Source organism: Polaromonas sp. YR568, assembly GCF_943372955.1.
Taxonomy (GTDB): Bacteria; Pseudomonadota; Gammaproteobacteria; order Burkholderiales; family Burkholderiaceae_C; genus Polaromonas.
The window spans coordinates 407,909-425,953 of the sequence record NZ_CALSAL010000002.1 but is presented as its reverse complement, the minus strand read 5'-3'; the positions used below and the strand labels follow the sequence as shown (position 1 = coordinate 425,953).

Annotated in this window: 14 protein-coding genes; 2 read left to right on the top strand and 12 right to left on the bottom strand. The window is 64.6% G+C overall.

Translation table 11 applies throughout. The features are described from left to right. Positions 1-49: 49 nt before the first annotated feature. The 4 genes from AAG793_RS07900 to cphA (AAG793_RS07885) form a co-directional block, all read right to left on the bottom strand. Complete coding sequence (locus AAG793_RS07900) at positions 50-547, bottom strand: hypothetical protein (protein ID WP_341906453.1); 498 nt, start codon at positions 545-547, stop codon at positions 50-52. A 160-nt stretch (positions 548-707) separates the two neighbouring features. Next, positions 708-1,538 carry an urease accessory protein UreD gene (locus tag AAG793_RS07895; RefSeq protein WP_341906451.1) on the bottom strand — a complete coding sequence of 277 codons (831 nt, stop codon included), beginning with the start codon at positions 1,536-1,538 and terminating at the stop codon, positions 708-710. Between the two features lie 77 nt (positions 1,539-1,615). After that, entirely contained in the window at positions 1,616-4,216 is a 2,601-nt protein-coding gene (gene cphA, locus AAG793_RS07890) for a cyanophycin synthetase (RefSeq protein WP_341906450.1), read from the bottom strand. Continuing rightward, positions 4,216-6,420 carry a cyanophycin synthetase gene (gene cphA, locus AAG793_RS07885; protein WP_341906448.1) on the bottom strand — a complete coding sequence of 735 codons (2,205 nt, stop codon included), beginning with the start codon at positions 6,418-6,420 and terminating at the stop codon, positions 4,216-4,218. The genes cphA (AAG793_RS07890) and cphA (AAG793_RS07885) overlap by 1 nt, the downstream gene beginning before the upstream one ends. A gap of 343 nt (positions 6,421-6,763) precedes the next feature. Between cphA (AAG793_RS07885) and AAG793_RS07880 the strand changes: the two genes are divergently transcribed. Beyond that, positions 6,764-9,112, top strand: a complete 2,349-nt coding sequence (locus AAG793_RS07880) for an ABC transporter ATP-binding protein (protein WP_341906446.1) — start codon at positions 6,764-6,766, stop codon at positions 9,110-9,112. Between the two features lie 46 nt (positions 9,113-9,158). After that, positions 9,159-9,656 (top strand): DUF1854 domain-containing protein, encoded by a 498-nt coding sequence (locus AAG793_RS07875; protein WP_341906444.1) that lies wholly within the window; start codon positions 9,159-9,161, stop codon positions 9,654-9,656. A 557-nt stretch (positions 9,657-10,213) separates the two neighbouring features. Here the strand turns inward: AAG793_RS07875 and AAG793_RS07870 are convergent. The 8 genes from AAG793_RS07870 to truA form a co-directional block, all read right to left on the bottom strand. Next, positions 10,214-10,771, bottom strand: coding sequence for a YgjP-like metallopeptidase domain-containing protein (locus tag AAG793_RS07870; protein WP_341906441.1), 558 nt, complete (start codon positions 10,769-10,771; stop codon positions 10,214-10,216). Continuing rightward, entirely contained in the window at positions 10,768-12,333 is a 1,566-nt protein-coding gene (lysS, locus tag AAG793_RS07865; RefSeq protein ID WP_341906440.1) for a lysine--tRNA ligase, read from the bottom strand. The genes AAG793_RS07870 and lysS overlap by 4 nt, the downstream gene beginning before the upstream one ends. 152 nt (positions 12,334-12,485) lie before the next feature. After that, on the bottom strand, positions 12,486-13,160 hold the full coding sequence (locus AAG793_RS07860; RefSeq protein WP_341906438.1) for an LON peptidase substrate-binding domain-containing protein: 675 nt from the start codon (positions 13,158-13,160) through the stop codon (positions 12,486-12,488). A gap of 143 nt (positions 13,161-13,303) precedes the next feature. Beyond that, positions 13,304-14,176, bottom strand: a complete 873-nt coding sequence (gene accD, locus AAG793_RS07855) for an acetyl-CoA carboxylase, carboxyltransferase subunit beta (RefSeq protein ID WP_341906436.1) — start codon at positions 14,174-14,176, stop codon at positions 13,304-13,306. Positions 14,177-14,308: 132 nt separating this feature from the next. Continuing rightward, on the bottom strand, positions 14,309-15,127 hold the full coding sequence (trpA, locus tag AAG793_RS07850; RefSeq protein ID WP_341906435.1) for a tryptophan synthase subunit alpha: 819 nt from the start codon (positions 15,125-15,127) through the stop codon (positions 14,309-14,311). Further along, positions 15,124-16,392, bottom strand: a complete 1,269-nt coding sequence (trpB, locus tag AAG793_RS07845; RefSeq protein ID WP_341906433.1) for a tryptophan synthase subunit beta — start codon at positions 16,390-16,392, stop codon at positions 15,124-15,126. The genes trpA and trpB overlap by 4 nt, the downstream gene beginning before the upstream one ends. Further along, entirely contained in the window at positions 16,370-17,101 is a 732-nt protein-coding gene (locus tag AAG793_RS07840; protein ID WP_341906431.1) for a phosphoribosylanthranilate isomerase, read from the bottom strand. The genes trpB and AAG793_RS07840 overlap by 23 nt, the downstream gene beginning before the upstream one ends. Before the next feature lie 121 nt (positions 17,102-17,222). Next, positions 17,223-18,017, bottom strand: a complete 795-nt coding sequence (truA, locus tag AAG793_RS07835; protein WP_341907662.1) for a tRNA pseudouridine(38-40) synthase TruA — start codon at positions 18,015-18,017, stop codon at positions 17,223-17,225. Between the last annotated feature and the right edge of the window lie 28 nt (positions 18,018-18,045).

Sequence of the window (18,045 nt, the reverse complement as noted above, 5' to 3'; positions counted from 1 at the left end):
CGGGGCGCCTGCCGCACGACAGGCGACAGCCGTAGTTACTTGGTCTTGCTTACCGGGCTGGTGGAACCACCACCAGGTTGCCATTGGTTTTGGGCTCAACCGACAGCACGCTGCCGCCCGGTGGAATCGTCACCGTCTCGACCTGACGAATCGCGCCGCCGCCAGCCACGCTGCCGTCCACCTGGCCTTGACCAGTGACGCGCGCGCGGCAGGCGATCAGGTCTTCGCCTTGAAACACATCGCAGCGTTTGAGTGCGTTGGCCGAGAACTCGCCGTTGGCGTTGTCCACCTTGCCTGCGCGTTTGGCCGCGTTGGCGTTTCGCACTTCGGTCATGCAGGTCTCGCGGCTCTGCTGCGTGGCGCCGGTGTTGCAGGCCATCATTTCGCTGCGGGCGTTACCCGTGGCGTCAATGCCAGTGGTGCCGGAGGCGATTTGCGCGGTGGCGCTCATGGCCATCAGCGTGGTGAGTGCAAAGCAGGCGGCGCCAGCACTGATGCGCGCAAAGGTGGGCTTGACGGGAATGGCGTGAAACTGGGATGGGGTCATGGTGATCTCCTTGGATCGAATATCGATGCAGGCCAGTGTGCGCTGCGGTAGCTTCACCGCTTGAGAGAGAACGTGGCGAACGGGCTGCGACTGCCGCCTGTTCACCTGTAGGACAAGCCTTGCAGGGCCGCCGGCCGCAGGCGTGCAGCAGGCCTCAGGCCTACATCGACCAGATGCGCGGCAGCGGGGCCGTCTGTTGCCAGAAGTGCGCGCGCCAGGCCTGCCACACCTGCCGCAGCAGACCCATGGCGGGCTCCACCACCGGTGCCAGCACCCGCACCATCACGACCTGACCATCCGGGCTGGTGGCGCCCGCGCTGGCGTGCAGCGGGTGGGCTTCAATGACTTGCCGCGCCACGTCGAGTGCCGTCTGTCGGCGATGGCGGTCCAGTTTGTTACCCGCCACAAAAAACAGCGAACCCATGCAGCGCTGGCCTGCCAGACCCAGGGGACTGTTCAGCAGCCGCTGGTCGGCGGCGTCCAGGGTGGCACGCTCCAGCCATACGCCCGGCACTTCGATGTGCTGGCGAAAACTGCCCGTGGCAAACGGCAGCCCTGCGGCGGGCAGCCCCAGCGCGGTGATGTCCCAGCCGATCAGCTCTGCGCCCGGGGCCAGAGCCATGGTGAGGCGGTTTTCAGCGAGGCAGCCGCTGTAGCACAGCGCTTCGAGGGGCAGCCACTCCATGCGCGCACCTTCATGCACCTGCAGGTGGGTGCGCTGCAGCGCAGGCGCGCCGGTGGAGCGGTAAAACCGGGTAGCCCCGGGGGTGGTGATGAGGCCATGGGCGCGCGGCCTGGCAGCAATGTCAATGGTCAGCGTGTCGCCACCGACCAGTCCACCCGGCGGGTGAACGATGACGTTGTGGCAAATCGCGTCGCCTTCGGGGTAAAGGCTTTGCAGAATGCGAAGCGGCCCGGTGTGCTGGAAACGCGCAACGGTTTTGTCACCCTGGAGCGTGTAGTCGATGGCGAGATTCGCGTTCCAGGTCATGGCGCGAGTTTATCTGATGCATCATCTCAAGCGCTATGAAAAGCATAGCGCTTGAGATACCCCGGGCCCTCGGGAGATCAGGCGGCGACAGCCTCGCGGCTTTCCCTCACGCGCTGGGCCAGGTGGTCCAGTGCTTCCTGCACCTGGTCCACCAGAATCAGGCACAGGTCACCGGGTTGCAGGCGGGCCAGTGCCGTGTCGATGGCCAGGAACTCGCCGTGAATCTCGTCGATCTGGCGGGTGCGGCTGGCGTTGGCGAGACCCTCGCGCAGCAGACCGATCACCTCGCCGTCGGCACGGCCACGCTGGGCTGCGTCCTGGTAGAGGATCACGTCATCAAACGCTGCGCCAAGAATCATGGTCTGGTCCCGGATGTCGTTGTCGCGCCGGTCACCCGCACCGCTGATCACCACGCTGCGGCGCTGTGTGGGGCCTGCCAGCATGGCATTCACCGCCGAGACCAGGGCGCGCATCGCGTCAGGGTTGTGGCCATAGTCGGCAATCACCGTGGCACCGCGGTAGTCGAGCACATTGAAGCGGCCGGGCGCGTTGTGCGCGTCGCTGACAAAACTGCTGAGCCCGTTGCGGATCGATTCCCAGTGGATGCCCGCAGCCCACGCCGCGGCGATGGCAGCCATCACGTTTTCGACCTGGAAGGAGATGGTGCCGCCACGGGTGAGCGGAATGCCTTGCAGCGCAATGCGTTCCATCCACGCGCCTTCGGCCGCAACCACCATGCCGCCATCGACATACACGGTGCGCTTGCCCTGTGCCCGGTGCGTGGCCATCAGTGGATGGTGCCGGTCGGCGGCGAAGTAGATCACCTTGCCCGGGCAGGCCTGCGCCATGTCCGCCACGATGGGGTCGGCGGCATTGAGCACCGCATAGCCGGTGGTGGCAACGTTCTGGACCACCACGCGCTTGAGCACGGCGAGGTCTTCAACGGTGGTGATGTAGTTCAGGCCGAGGTGGTCGCCACGACCGATGTTGGTGACCACGGCCACCTGGCAACGGTCGAAGCCGAGGCCTTCGCGCAGGATGCCGCCGCGTGCAATCTCGAACACAGCGGCATCGACGTCGGGGTGCATCAGCACGCTGCGTGCGCTCTTGGGGCCGCTGCAGTCGCCGCTGTCGGTCTGCCGGCCATTGATGTACACGCCGTCGGTATTGGTCAGGCCCGTGCGCAGGCCGTGCGAGCTCATCAGGTGGGCAATCAATCGGGCGGTGGTGGTCTTGCCGTTGGTGCCGGTGATGGCGACCACCGGAATGCGCCCGTCGTTATTGGCCGACGGCGGGAACAGCTCATTGATCATCGCCACGCCCACTGCACGCCCCTTGCCATAGGAAGGCGACAGATGCATGCGGAGGCCCGGTGCCGCGTTCACCTCCACGACGCCGCCATGTTGCGATTCAAGTGGCTTGAGCATGCTTTCACACACCACATCGACGCCGCAGATGTGCAGGCCCACCATCTGCGCGGCGGCCACAGCACGCTCGGCCACGGCGGGGTGCACATCATCGGTCACGTCGGTGGCCGTACCGCCAGTGCTGAGGTTGGCGTTGTTGCGAAGGATGACGCGCTTGCCCTTGGGCGGAATCGATTCCGGCGTGAAGCCTTGCACGCCAAGGCGGGCTACCGCGATCTCGTCAAAGCGGATCCTGGTGAGCGAGGTGGAATGACCTTCGCCACGCCGCGGGTCCTGGTTGACGATGTCGACCAGTTCGCGCACGGTGTGCAGGCCGTCGCCCACCACCTGCGGTGGGTCGCGCCGTGAAGCGGCCACCACCTTGTCGCCGACCACCAGCAGGCGGTAGTCGCTGCCCGGCAGGAATTTCTCGACCATGACTTCGCCGTACTCTGCGGCAGCGCGGTAGGCGATTTCCAGGTGGTCGCGCGTCATGATGTTGACGGTAACGCCCTTGCCCTGGTTGCCGTCCTGGGGCTTGACCACCACCGGAATACCGATCTGCTGTGCGGCGGTCCAGGCGTCATCCAGGTCGGTCACGGGGCGGCCGAGTGGCACCGGCACACCGGCGGCGCGGAGCAGCTTTTTGGTCAGGTCCTTGTCCTGTGCGATGGACTCGGCCACCGCGCTGGTGGCGTCCAGTTCGGCGGCCTGAATGCGGCGCTGGCGTGAACCCCAGCCGAACTGCACCAGGCTGCCTTTGGTCAGGCGGCGGTAGGGAATGCCGCGGGCCACAGCCGCATCGACGATGGCGCCAGTGCTGGGCCCGAGTCGCTCGTCTTCGTCGCATTCAGCGAGTTGGGCGATGGCTGCGTCAAGATCAAACGCCAGATCGCGCAGAGCGGCGTGAATCAGCGCCTGCGCCAGCTCCAGGGCCATGCGGCCGACGGCCTCTTCGCTGTACTCGACCACCACCTGATAGATGCCGGTCTCCACCGTGGCCGCCGTGTGGCTGAAGGTGACCGGGCAGCCGGCAGCGGCCTGCAGCGCCAGGGCCGAGGCTTCCAGCACATGCGCCAGCGACAGGGGGCCGGCGTGGCCGGTCTGGCGCAGCGCGCCCATGCCGGGGAAGAGGGCACGCACCCGTGCCTCGAAGCCGGGCAGGGTGTGGATCGCACACTCGTCCGGCGTGCAGGAAACGATGACTTCAAGCGCTGTGTGGCGGCTCCAGAGGTTGGGGCCACGCAGCGCGCGGATACGGGACACGTCCATCAGTTTGCCCTCCCGGCATGTGCTTCGGCGGACTCAAAGGCTTCCAGCCCGGCGCCGATCAGGTTCAAGGGGATGCCCAGCGCCCAGGCCGCGCCCACGGCAGCGACCACGGAGGCTTCGGTGAGGCCGCGGCGTTCTCGCCAGGGCGTGAGCTTGCCGAGGCCTGGCAAAAAGGATTCGCTGGCGCCGGTGATCAGGACCACCTGGTCTTGCCGCACGGTGAGCGCGCGGCCACCAGCGTTGCAGTGGCTGGCCATCGCTGCAGCCTTGGGGTCGGTGCTGTAGAAAATCACCTCACCGTCGCACAGGTCGCGCATGTCGGCAATCCGCGCGTCGCCGGCATTGAGAACCGCAGCGCCACCCGGCAGCACGACATCGACTTGCGAGCGCATGACCTTGAACATCTGGTCTTCTTCGGTGATGTCGAATTCCGCGAGGTCTTCGGCACCGCCGAGGTCTGTGACCACGCCGACCTGGCATCGGTCATAGGCCAGACCGCTGCGCAGAATGGTTTCAGCGCCGTTTTCAAACACCGCCGCCTGCACGGCGCGGTTGATCAGCAGGCGCTGACCCGCTTCCCAGCCGGTGCAGTCAGCGGCGTCGACGCGGCGCTGGTCAAGGAACAGCCCGTCGCGGCACGCCAGTCCGGTGTGCCGCCCGGACAGGTGCAGCAGCCAGGCCACGATGCGGGCAATGTGATGGGTGTCCTGCGAGCCGGCCACGCCGATGATGGGGATGCGTCCGTCATTGCCTTCGGTCGTGAGGGGGAACAGATGCTCGCAAATCGAGCGCCCGACTGGTCGGGGCGATCCCTCGGCGGGTTTGAGGTGCATCAGCAGACCCGGCCCGGCGTTGACTTCAACAATGGCGCCGCCCTGCGCATGCAGTGGCTGCGAGATGTCCTGCGCTACCACGTCCACACCGGCAATGTCCAGCCCCACCACCCGAGCCGCCAGCGAGACGATGTAGTCCACCTCGGGGTGAACCTGGTCGGTGCAGTCGATGGCCACATTGCCGTTGTGCTGGATCAGCACCTCGCGCCCGGCGGCAGGAATGGCGTCGGGGCCCAGGCCCTGGCGCTGCAGCTCCAGGATGACTGCCTCGTCCTTGGTGGTTTCGATAGGCCCGAGCGGAAAGTCCTCGGTCAGGCCGCGCCGTGGGTCGGTGTTGAGCTGCGCATCGACCAGCCCGGTGACGGTGCTGCGGCCGTCGCCGATGACGCTGGCGGTTTCGCCGCGCGCGGCGGCAACCACCTTGCCGCCGACCACCAGCAGGCGGTGCTCGTGGCCACGCACGAAGCGCTCGACCATCACATCGCTGCCATGACGCGCGGCGACTTCAAAGGCAGCCTCGACTTCGGCACGGGTCTTCAGGTCCAGCGACACGCCGCGCCCGTGGTTGCCGTCGGAGGGCTTGACGACCACCGGCAGGCCGATGTCTTGGGCAGCTTCCCAGGCGGCTTCGGCGCTGGCGACGATCTCACCCTCGGGCACCGGCACGCCGCAGGTGGTGAGCAGGGTTTTGGTCAGGTCCTTGTCATGGGCAATGCCCTCGGCGATGGCGCCAGTCAGGTCGGTTTCGGCGGTCCAGATGCGGCGCTGGCTGGCGCCGTAGCCGAGTTGCACCAGGTTGCCGTCGTTCAGGCGGATGTGCGGGATGCGGCGGTCGGTGGCGGCGGCCACGATGGAGGCAGTGCTCGGGCCGAGATAGCAGTCGTCCACCTTGGCGCGGATGGCCTGCACGGCAGCCTGCACATCGGCCGGGCCGCAGGGCTCCTTGCGAATCACCGCCATCAGCAGGCGGTGGCCTTCAGCCAGCGCGGTACGCGCCACCTGCTCGTCGCGGGCGCGGAACACCATGCGGTAGACGCCGCGCTGCGAGGTGCTGCGTGTCTGGCCAAAGCCGGTGGGCATGTCGGCCAGGTTCAGCAGCTCAATGACCACATGCTCCAGCACATGGCCGGCCCAGGTGCCTTCGTTCAGGCGCTGGATGAAGCCGCCGCGTTCGCCGACGCCACAGTGGTGCTCCTGCAGCGCCGGCAGAAGGGCAACCAGCCGCTCGGGGAAGCCCGGCAGCAGGTTGGAGGGAAAGTCTTCAAGGACGCCGAGGTCAAGCCACACCTCCAGTACGGCGCGGTAGGTCCAGATATTGGGTCCGCGCAGGTAATTGATGCGCAGCAGCTTGATGTCGTCCGGTTGGCTCATGTTTTGCAAAATAATCAGGTCCACCGGATCAGCCCGGTGCCACAGTTGGAAGCGCTGTTGTGATGCCGGCGCTATTGTCGGTGTCTCCCCGCGATGCCTTCTGCCCTGACGTCATGATTTTTTATAGGCCAAAGGTGCTACTGGCTGTGTTCTGCTGTCTGGTCCCGGTCAGCCCGGCCATTGCCATGCGCTGCAAATATCCCGTGCATCGCATGGGGCGGTGCTTGCATCGGCGAAAATCAGGGTTTCCGGCCAACCGGCGCTGCCCTTCTTCAGCCAGGGGCGGGATCAGCCTCTGACGGGGCTCACGCCCTCACCGGAACCCAGAACACGCACAACAACAATGCCAAACAATCCACCGGTGGACGACCCCAGTCAAGCCAGCCCTGTCTTTGCAGGGTTCCGTTCACAGCTTTCAGCTGATGAGAACGTTTTGTGCACCCTGGTGGTTGACCTCGACGCCCAACTTCGTTTTGCCAAAGGGTTTCTGGCCCTGACAGACCGCCGCCTGCTCGCCTGCAGCCCGGCGGGTGAGTGGTCCAGCTGGCCCACGCTGGACACATCCGGCCACTGGCTGGGCCACCTGACGCTGCAGCACAGCGACCACGCGGGCGTGGGCGCCCTGGCCCTGCACGACGGTGACCGGCAACTGGTGCGCTGGCGTTTCACGCTGGGCGTGAACGTTCAGGTGCTCCGTCTGGTGCGCCTTTTCGATCAGCAAAAGGCATTGGCCGGCGCAGGTGTGCCGGGCGACATGCCGTCCGATGACGGCGCGGTGTGCCCGGAATGCGACCTGCCGCTGCCCCCTGACAGCGACGAATGCCCGGCCTGTGCCCGTGAGCTGCACACGCCGCCTTCGACGTGGGTCCTGCTGCGGCTGTGGCGCTTTGCTCGCCCCTACCGGAACCAGCTTCTGCTGGGTTTCGTGCTGACTCTGGCGTCGACGGCCGCCACGCTGGTGCCGCCTTACCTCACCATCCCGTTGATGGACGACGTGCTGATCCCGTTCCAGAACGGCCAGCAGATCGAGCCCTGGAAAGTCGGCGCCATCTTGGGCGGCTTGCTGGGCGCCGCCGTGATCGGCTGGGCACTGAACTGGGCCCGCACCTACCTGCTGGCGCTGGTGTCCGAGCGGATTGGTGCCGACCTGCGCACCGCGACTTTTGACCACCTGCTGGAGCTGTCGCTCGATTACTTCGGCGGCAAGCGCACCGGCGACCTGATGGCCCGCATCGGCTCCGAGACCGACCGGATTTGCGTCTTCCTGTCGCTGCACGCCCTGGACTTCGCCACCGACGTGCTGATGATCGTGATGACGGCGGTGATTTTGTTTTCCATCAACCCCTGGCTGGCGGTGGTGACGCTGCTGCCGCTGCCCTTCATTGGCTGGATGATCCATGTGGTGCGCGACAAGCTGCGCACCGGTTTCGAGAAGATCGACCGAGTCTGGTCTGATGTGACCAATGTGCTGGCCGACACCATTCCGGGCATCCGCGTGGTCAAGGCCTTCGCCCAGGAAAAGCGCGAGGCGCAGCGCTTCCGGGTGGTGAACGAGCACAACCTGGCGGTGAACGACAAGCTCAACAAGACCTGGTCGCTGTTCACGCCCACGGTATCGCTGCTCACTGAAGTCGGCCTGCTGGTGGTGTGGGCCTTCGGCATCTGGCTGGTGTCGAAGCAGCAGATCACGGTGGGCGTGCTCACCGCCTTCATTGCCTACATCGGCCGTTTTTATGGACGGCTCGACTCGATGAGCCGCATCGTCTCGGTCACGCAGAAGGCGGCCGCTGGTGCCAAGCGGATTTTTGACATCCTGGACCACGTCTCCAATGTGCCCGACCCGGCGCAACCAGTGCCCATCACGGCGCCGCAAGGCCGCATCGAGATGAAGGGGCTGGGTTTCCGCTACGGCAGCCGCTCGGTCATTCGCGGGCTGGACCTGCAGATCCAGCCGGGCGAGATGATCGGTCTGGTCGGCCACAGTGGCTCCGGCAAGAGCACGCTGGTCAACCTGCTGTGCCGTTTTTACGACGTGACCGATGGCGCCATCACGGTGGACGGCACCGACATCCGCCGATTTGCCGTGGCTGATTACCGCCGCCACATCGGTCTGGTGCTGCAGGAGCCGTTTTTGTTTTTCGGCACCATTGCCGAGAACATTGCCTACGGCAAGCCGGGCGCGACCCGGGCCGAGATCGTGCAGGCGGCACGCGCAGCCCATGCGCACGAGTTCATCCTGCGCCTGCCGCAAGGCTACGACTCACTGGTCGGCGAACGCGGGCAAGGGCTTTCGGGCGGTGAGCGGCAACGCATCTCGATTGCCCGCGCCTTGCTGATCGACCCGCGCATCCTGATTCTGGACGAAGCCACTTCGTCGGTGGACACCGAGACCGAAAAGGAAATCCAGCGCGCTCTCGACAACCTGGTGCAGGGTCGTACCACGATCGCGATTGCCCACCGCCTGTCCACCCTGCGCAAGGCCGACCGTCTGGTGGTGATGGACCGCGGCCAGGTGGTGGAAGTCGGCCCGCACGACGAGCTGATGGCCCGGCAGGGCGCCTATTGGCGGCTCTACGAAGCTCAGGCCCGACAGGTGGACCATGACGGCGAAGCCAGCGACTCCGACGACAGCCGCATCGCTGTGGCGGTGTCACAGGCCGCGCACACCGCCCAGCATGCGGGGCAGGCGTGAGCGGTACCGATTTGTTTTGCGTCGAATGCAGCACTAAGAGACTCTGATGAACACGATCTCCAATTCCCCTGATGTCGCTGCGGTGCCGTTCCAACTGGCGCGCCAGCCCTCAGGACGTCTGGTGTTCTCAGGCGCCGATGGCGTGGCGCACGAAGGCGTGGTGCCCGTGCGTTCGTTTCCGATTGCCGCGCCCAATGAAGGCATCTCGCTGGTCAACACCGAAGGCCATGAGGTGGCGTGGATTGATCGTCTGGATGTGCTGGCACCGGCGCTGCGCGAACTGATTCTGGAGGAGCTTTCCCAGCGCGACTTCGTGCCTGAAATCACCCGGCTCGTGGCGGTCTCCACCTTTGGTACCCCCAGTGTCTGGACGGTTGAGACTGACCGTGGCGAGACCTCGTTCGTGCTCAAGGGCGAGGAAGATATCCGCCGGCTGGGACGTACGGCCTTGCTGATTGCGGGTGGGCAGGGGGTGCAGTACAGCGTGAGGGATATGACTGCTCTGGATAAGGGGTCGAGGCGGTTGTTGGAGAGGTTTCTTTAGTTTCTTGCTTTTTGCTTAGGCCTGAGGCCGGGGTGGCCCGGCTGCCAGTCACTTTCTTTTGCTTCGCCAAAAGAAAGTAACCCAAGAAAAGGCGACCCTGGTGCCTGCGTCCCCTGCGCTGCGCTACGGGGCAACCTGCGGTGCTCGGTCCAGGCGGGGTCTGGCTAAACTCGCTTCGCTCAGACAACGCCAGCCCTGATCCGCCTGAACCTGTGCTCCTCGGCGCATTCACAAGGGGTGAATAAAGGAAGTCAGAAGACAAACACCTAGATACCGCACTCCACAAGGACACGCCGCGGCGTGTCCTTGTTTGTATTGGGTTTCGGATATCCGCTCCCGCTTGCCCCGTGTGGCTGGGCCGAGCAGCGCAGATGGAGGCGGGATCAGGGCCGCAGTTGTTTGAGCGCAGCGAGTTCTGCGGACCCCCGACGTAATCGAGCAGCACAGGTTGCCCGTAGCGAAGCGAAGGGACCCAGACTTCGGGTCGCCTTCTCTTTGCTTACTTTCTCTTGGCGAAGCAAGAGAAAGTAAGTCGCCCGCCGGGGCGAGTCCCGGCTTCAGGCCTCAAAGGAACCAACGCGAGCAGAACCATCAGAACCCCACTCCACCTTCCCCACCACCTCCAGATGCGTCAAATAAACCCGCAAATCAAACTCGTACTGGTGGTACCTGGGTTCCATGTAAGTGCACAACTGATAGAACGCCTTGTCATGCGCTTTTTCCTTGATGTGCGCCAGTTCATGCACGGCAATCATCTTCAGGAACTCGGCGGGCACATCCCTGAAAAGGGTTGCAATGCGGATCTCGCGCTTGGCCTTGAGCTTGTTGCCCTGCACGCGTGAGATGGCGGTGTGCGTGCCCAGTGCGTGGGCGATGACGTGCAGCTTGCTGTCGAAGCTGACGTGAGAAAGCGGCTCGGCGTGGTGCAGGTGTTCGTTTTTCAGCGCCATCACGTAGTCGTACAGCGCCTTGTCGGTGCGCACGCCGTGGGTGTTCGGGTAGCGCGACCGCAACAGCTCGCCCAGCTTGCCCTCGGCCAGCAGCTGCTGCACCTGTACGGTCAGATGGGTCGGGTAGCCCGAGAGGTATTTCAATCGGGCCGGCGTGGTGCTCAATGGCCCGACACTTCCCTGCGCAGGGCGGGGAACAGGATCACGTCGCGGATGCTCGGGCTGTCGGTCAGCAGCATCATCAGGCGGTCGATGCCGACGCCGCAGCCGCCGGTCGGGGGCATGCCGTATTCCAGCGCGCGTACGAAGTCGTGGTCGTAGTACATGGCTTCGTCGTCGCCGTCGTCCTTCGCGGCAACCTGGGCGTTGAAGCGGGCAGCCTGCTCTTCGGCATCGTTCAGCTCGCTGAAGCCGTTACCGAATTCACGACCGGTGATGTAGAGCTCAAAGCGTTCGGTCACCTCGGGGCGTGCATCGTTGGCGCGGGCCAGCGGTGAAATTTCAGTCGGGTGCTCCATGATGAAGGTCGGGTTCCAGAGCTTTTCTTCCACCGTCTCCTCGAAGTACATCACCTGCAGGCTGGCAAGTGACCGGGTGGCGAGACGATCCTTCTCTTCGCTCAGGCCCAGCTTGCGCAGTGCGGCGATCAGCCACGCGGCATCGTCCACCTGTGCGCCGGCCTCGGTGTGTTTGAGGATGGCCTCTCGTATCGTGAGGCGCTCGAAAGGCTGGGCCAGGTCCACCGGCTTGCCGCCGTAGCTCAGTTGCAGGGACCCCGCCACACGCTGTGCGGCGTCGCGGATCAGTGCCTCGGTGAAGCTCATCAGGTCGGTGTAGTTCCACCAGGCCGCATAAAACTCCATCATCGTGAATTCGGGGTTGTGCCGCACGCTGATGCCTTCGTTGCGGTAGCTGCGGTTGATCTCGAACACGCGTTCAAAACCGCCGACGATGAGTCGCTTCAGATAAAGCTCGGGCGCGATGCGCAGGAACATCTCCTGATCCAGCGCGTTGTGGTGTGTCTTGAAGGGCTTGGCGTTGGCACCGCCCGGAATCGGATGCAGCATCGGCGTTTCGACTTCGAGGAAGTCGTGCCTGACCATGAACTCGCGGATGCCGCTCACAGCCTTGCTGCGCGCCATGAAGCGCTTGCGGGCCGCCTCGTCGGTGATCAGGTCCACATAGCGCTGGCGGTACTTGACCTCCTGGTCGGCCATGCCGTGGAACTTGTCGGGCAGCGGCCGCAGGCTTTTGGTCACCAGCCGGATGTGGGTGGCATGAATGGAAAGCTCGCCCGTCTTGGTTTTGAACAGCGTGCCGGTGGCTTCGACGATGTCGCCCAGGTCCCAGTGCTTGAAGGCGTTGTGGATGTCCTCGCCCACGCCTTCGTTGTTGATGTACACCTGGATGCGGCCGTGCGACGGGCCAAACGACGAGTCCTGCAGCGTCGCAAAGCTGGCCTTGCCCATCACGCGCTTGAGCATCATGCGGCCGGCCACATGCGCCTGAATGGCAAGCGGCTCCAGCTCTTCCTTGGTCTTGCTGTCGTACTGCTCGAACAGGGCTTGGGCGCGGTGCGTCGGCTTAACGTCGTTGGGAAAGGCGACGCCCTTGCCGTCTGCCTGCTGCTGGCGCATTGCCTTGAGCTTTTCACGGCGCTCGATGATCAGCTGGTTGTCGTCGTGCGGCGTGGCAGGCACAGGTGCGGTTGGCGGGGTGGAGGACATGGATTGGTGGTTCTGGAAAAGTGGGCAAGCAACCGGCGCTGGCAAGCCAGTCGCAGTGCTGCCTGAAAGCAGCAAAAGTCTGATTTTAGTTTTTTACGCCGAGGCCTGGACACCGGCGCGGAAAAGCGGCTGCCGGGCACTGTCCGGCAAGCTCAAAGCGCGATACCGGTGCGCTCCAGAATGTCACTCACCAGCTCCAGCCGCAGCAGGGGGTTGTCGAGCTCCATCAGGCGCTGCTTGAGCTCCAGCGGCATCGGCAACAGCTCGCACCAGCGGTTGGCCACCCAGCTGCAGTCGTCGAGCTGATACGGTGCCAGCAAAGGCATCTGGTCGGTGGGCACGCCGCGGTCCTGCAGGCTCTTGATCAGCTTGCCAAGTGCATCGGCAGTGCCTTGCAGGTCTTGCGGGATTTTCACGGTCTGGTCGTTGGCGACGCAGGTGACGTCGGCAATCCACAGGCCATGCTTGAGTTTCTCGCGGCTGGAAATCTGGAACCGCTGTGCCCCGGTGCAGCTGATGACCATGAGCCCTGGCTGCGGGTTGGCGAAAGCAGTGATGGTGGCCAGTGTTCCCACGGCGTTGAAAGCCTCGTGTGCGAAGCCGTCACCACCGGGTTTGGTGTCCTTATTGCCCGCTTCGCTGGGGCGGCGCACTTCGGACCCCTCGGTGAGCGACACGATACCGAAGGGCGCGCCGGCCTTGTGGCATTTACCGATCATGTCGAGGTAGCGGACCTCGAAAATCCGCAGCGGCAGCAATCCGCCGGGGTAAAGCACCGTGCCCAGCGGGAACAGCGGGAGGGAGTTCAGCGTCAGGGCATCGGACATGGCGGGATCACATCAATGGCTATGTCGACATCATCCCACGGCCGGACGCTCGGCCTCTCAGGAATCATCAGGTTTTGAGCAGGATGAAGGGATATCGTCCGCGGCCTGCAACGTCGGCCCGGAACTGGCGCCCGGGCGGGAATTCAGCTGACGGCGTCAGCCGGCTGGCGCAGCAGCATGGCGAGCGAGGAGGCCACGGTCTTGCGCAGTTCTCGCCGGTCGCAGATGAGGTCGACCGCGCCCTTGGTCTGCAGGAACTCGGCTCGCTGAAAGCCTTCCGGCAGGGTCACGCGCACCGTGGATTCGATCACCCGCGGCCCGGCAAAGCCGATCAGCGCCTTGGGTTCTGCCATCACGACGTCGCCCATGAAGGCGAAGCCGGCACTTACTCCACCCATGGTCGGGTCGGTCAGCACACTGATGTAAGGCAGGCCCTTCTTGGCCAGCCGGGTCAGCGCAGCATTGGTCTTGGCCATCTGCATCAGGCTGAGCAGGCCTTCCTGCATGCGGGCGCCGCCGGTGGCGGTGAAACAGATGAAAGGCACTTTCTGCTCGATGGCGGCATGCACGCCGCGCACAAAGCGTTCGCCGACCACGCTGCCCATGCTGCCGCCCATGAAGTCGAATTCGAAGCAGGCCACGACCACGCCGATGCTGTGCACGGCGCCACCCATGACGACCAGGGCGTCGGTTTCCTGGGTGTTTTCCAGCGCTTCTTTCAGGCGCTCGGGGTACTTGCGGCTGTCCTTGAATTTCAGGGCATCGACAGGCAGCACTTCCTGACCGATTTCATAGCGGCCTTCCGGGTCGAGAAAGGCGTCAAGCCGGGCGCGGGCGCCGATGCGGTGGTGGTGGCTGCACTGCGGGCAGACGTTCTGGTTCTTCTCCAGATCGCTCTTGTACAGCACCGCCTCGCAGCTCGGGCACTTGATCCACAGGCCTTCGGGCACGCTGCGGCGCTCGGTCGGGTCGGTGGGGCTGATTTTTGGCGGGAGGAGTTTTTCTAGCCAAGACATGAAGGTCAGTCCTTGTGAAGTGGCGCAGAGCCAGGGCGCGGTAAAAAGGGCAAGGCCCGCGCGAGAACGTCATTATGCCGCGCTCCCCGGGGGTGAAAAACCGGCCCGAAACCCGTCCGGAGCCAGCCCCAATCAACCCAGGGCAGCGCGAATATCCTTCAAGAAGGCGTGGGCCACGCCCACCACCTTGTCACGCGGCTCGTTCTCGATCAGCTGGATGATCCGGCTGCCGATCACGACCGCGTCGGCCACCTTGCCGATGGCCTTGGCGGTGGCCGCGTTGCGGATGCCGAAACCCACACCCACCGGGATGTCCACGTGCTGGCGAATGCGCGGCAGCATGGCCTCCACCGCCTCCACGTCCAGCGTGCCGGCACCCGTCACGCCCTTGAGCGAGACGTAGTACACATAGCCGCTGGCCACCTGGGCGACCTGGGCCATGCGGCTGTCGGTGCTGGTGGGTGCGAGCAGGAAAATCAGGTCCATGTTGTGGGCGCGCAGGCGGGCTGCGAACTCCACGCACTCCTCGGGCGGGTAGTCAACGATCAGCACGCCATCGACGCCAGCTTGGGCGGCATCACGGATGAATGGGCTTTCGCTGGCATTGCCGCCGTGCTTGATGTCGTAGCGTTCCACCGGGTTGGCATAACCCATCAGTACCACGGGTGTGGTGGTGTTCTTCTGGCGGAAGGTGCGCACCATCTCCAGCACCGGTGCGAGGCCGATGCCGAGCGCCAGCGCTTTCTCGCCTGCCCGCTGGATGACGGGGCCATCGGCGCTCGGGTCCGAAAACGGGATGCCCAGCTCGATGACGTCAGCGCCTGCGTCCACCATGCCGTGCATCAGCTCGGGCGTGATGTCGGCAAACGGGAAACCGGCGGTGACGTAGGGAATCAGCGCCTTGCGGCCGCTGGTTTTGAGGGCCGCAAAGGTGGTCTGAATCCGACTCATTTCCGGACCTCAATGACCTGCTCGCCGCCCTTGACAGACTGGCCCCGGCAGCTCGGCCGGCAATAGAAGTCGGCGTTGCTCAGGTCGGCCACGGTACCGATGTCCTTGTCGCCCCTGCCGGAGAGATTGACCAGGATGCTCTGGTCGTTGCGCATGGTTTTGGCGAGTTTCATCGCGTAGGCCACTGCATGGCTGGATTCCAGCGCAGGGATGATGCCTTCGGTACGGCACAGGTAGTGGAAAGCCTGCAGCGCTTCGTCGTCGGTGATGCCGACGTATTCCGCGCGGCCGATGTCCTTCAGGAACGCATGCTCGGGGCCGACACCGGGGTAGTCGAGACCAGCGCTGATGCTGTGCGTCTCGGTCACTTGGCCGTCCTCGTTCTGCAGCACATAGGTGCGATTGCCATGCAGCACACCCGGCAGACCGCGCTGCAGCGAGGCGGAATGCTTGCCACTGTCCATGCCCTCGCCGGCGGCTTCCACGCCAATCAGGCGCGTGTTCTCGTAGGGGATATAGGGGTGGAAGATGCCCATGGCGTTGCTGCCACCGCCCACGCAGGCGATCACCGCGTCGGGCTGGGCGCCACCGGTGAATTCCGGCATCTGCGCGATGCATTCGGTACCGATCACGCTCTGGAAGTCACGCACCATCATTGGATAGGGGTGGGGGCCCGCCACGGTGCCGATGATGTAGAAGGTGTTGTCGACGTTGGCGACCCAGTCGCGCATGGCTTCGTTGAGCGCGTCTTTCAGGGTCTTGCTGCCGCTTTCCACCGGTACCACGGTGGCGCCCAGCAGCTTCATGCGGTAGACATTGGGGCTCTGGCGCTTGACGTCCTCGCTGCCCATGTACACCACGCATTCCAGCCCGTAGCGGGCGCAGATGGTGGCGGTGGCTACGCCGTGCTGGCCCGCGCCGGTCTCGGCAATGATGCGCGGCTTGCCCATGCGGCGTGCCAGCATCGCCTGGCCGATGGTGTTGTTAATCTTGTGCGCGCCGGTGTGGTTAAGGTCTTCGCGCTTGAGGTAAATCTGCGCACCGCCCTGCTCGCGGCTCATGCGGGCCGCGTGGTAAACGGGGGAGGGACGACCGACGAAGTGCTTGAGCTCGGAGCGGAATTCAGCGAGGAACTCCGGGTCGTGCTGGTACTTCGCGTAGGCGTCCTTCAGCTCGTTGATGGCATGCGTCAGCGTTTCAGAAACGAAGCTGCCGCCGTAATTCCCGAAATGGCCTGTCGGGTCAGGTTGGTGATAGTCGTACATGGTGTTCCGCAAGTTGGGTGTCGGCGGCGCGCACGGCCGCGACAAACTGATGAATTCTTTCGGCGCTCTTGATGCCCTTGAGGGTGCCACCCCCCGGTGTGGCAACTTCGACGCCGGAGCTCACATCAACGGCCAGCGTGGTGCAACGCGGCCTGACTTGCGCAATGCCATCGGTCACGTTTGCAGGCGTCAACCCACCAGACAAGACGAGGTGAGCGTTGACGCTTGGAGGAAGAAGTGACCAATTGAATGTTTTCCCGCCGCCGCCATAGCCCTCGACGTGGGCGTCGAGCAGAATGGCTTGGGCGGCCTTGAATTCTTCCGCGTATTTTACGAGATCGAACGGTTCCTGGCCGGGCGCGGGGTGTTCGTCCAGCGGAATGCGTGCCGCCCGCATGAAGGGGCGGCCAATCGCCGCGCAGGCCTCGGGCGATTCATCTCCGTGAAACTGCACCAGCGCCATCGGAATCCGGCCGCAGGCCTCCGTGATCTCGGCCGCAGACGCATTGACGAACAGCAGCACCGGCGTGACAAACGGCGGCAGGCGGCTGGCCAGCACCGCAGCCCGCGCCGCAGTCACGTAGCGGGGGCTGGGTTCGTACAACACAAACCCGACCGCATCCGCCCCTGCCGCTACGGCAGCATCCACATCCTCTTCCCGCGTCAGCCCGCAAATCTTGATGCGTGTTCTTGCTTGAAGGCCGCTCATGCTGGCACCCCATACGACACGGGCAGGCCAAAACGCCGTAGGACCGGCTTCGCCGGACTACAGGCGTTGCCCCCTTGAGGGGGGAGACGACCCACACGCAGTGGGGAAGTTAAGGGGGGGATCACGGTAACCAATCATAAGCCGCCGTCCGCGAAGGCAGCCCGTGATGCGGCTCGTAAACCGGGCCGAGAAAGTACAAACCGTCGGGCGAAAACGTCGGGGCAGCGGCATCGCGGTTGCGTGCGGCCAGCACCTCGCTGATCCACTGTGGTGGCTGGGCGCCCTGGCCAACCGCGAGCAGGCAGCCCATGATGTTGCGGATCATGTGGTGCAGAAAAGCGTTGGCCTCGAACTCGAAACGCCAGTAGCGCGCACCCGTTTCGCCGCGGTGCGAGATATCGATGCGTCGCATGGTTTTCACCGGCGATTTTGCCTGGCACTGCGCGGCACGGAAGGACGAAAAGTCGTGCTCCCCGACCAGCGCGCTGGCGGCCTGCTGCATGGCTGCTGGGTCAAGCGGGCGGAACACCCATCCGACCCGGCCTTTTTCCACGCTGGGCCTGATCGGCGACTCCAGCACCACATAGGCATAGCGCCGCGCAATCGCACTGCCTCGGCAATGGAACTCGGCAGGAACCTCGCGCGCCCACTGAACAGCGATGTCGTGCGGCAGCAAGGCATTGAGGCCGCGCACCCACGACTGGATTTCGCGCTGCACCGGGGTGTCGAAGTGGACCACCTGCATCAGGGCATGCACGCCGGCATCGGTTCGCCCGGCGCAAAGGGTGCGCACGGGCTGGGCAGTGAACTTGCCCAACGCCAGCTCGAGCTGGTCCTGCACAGTGTTGCCCGAGAGCTGGCTTTGCCAGCCTTCGTAAGCACTGCCGCTGTAGCTGACGCCCAGTGCGATTCGCACGCTCATTGGGCCCCCTCTGGGCGCAGGC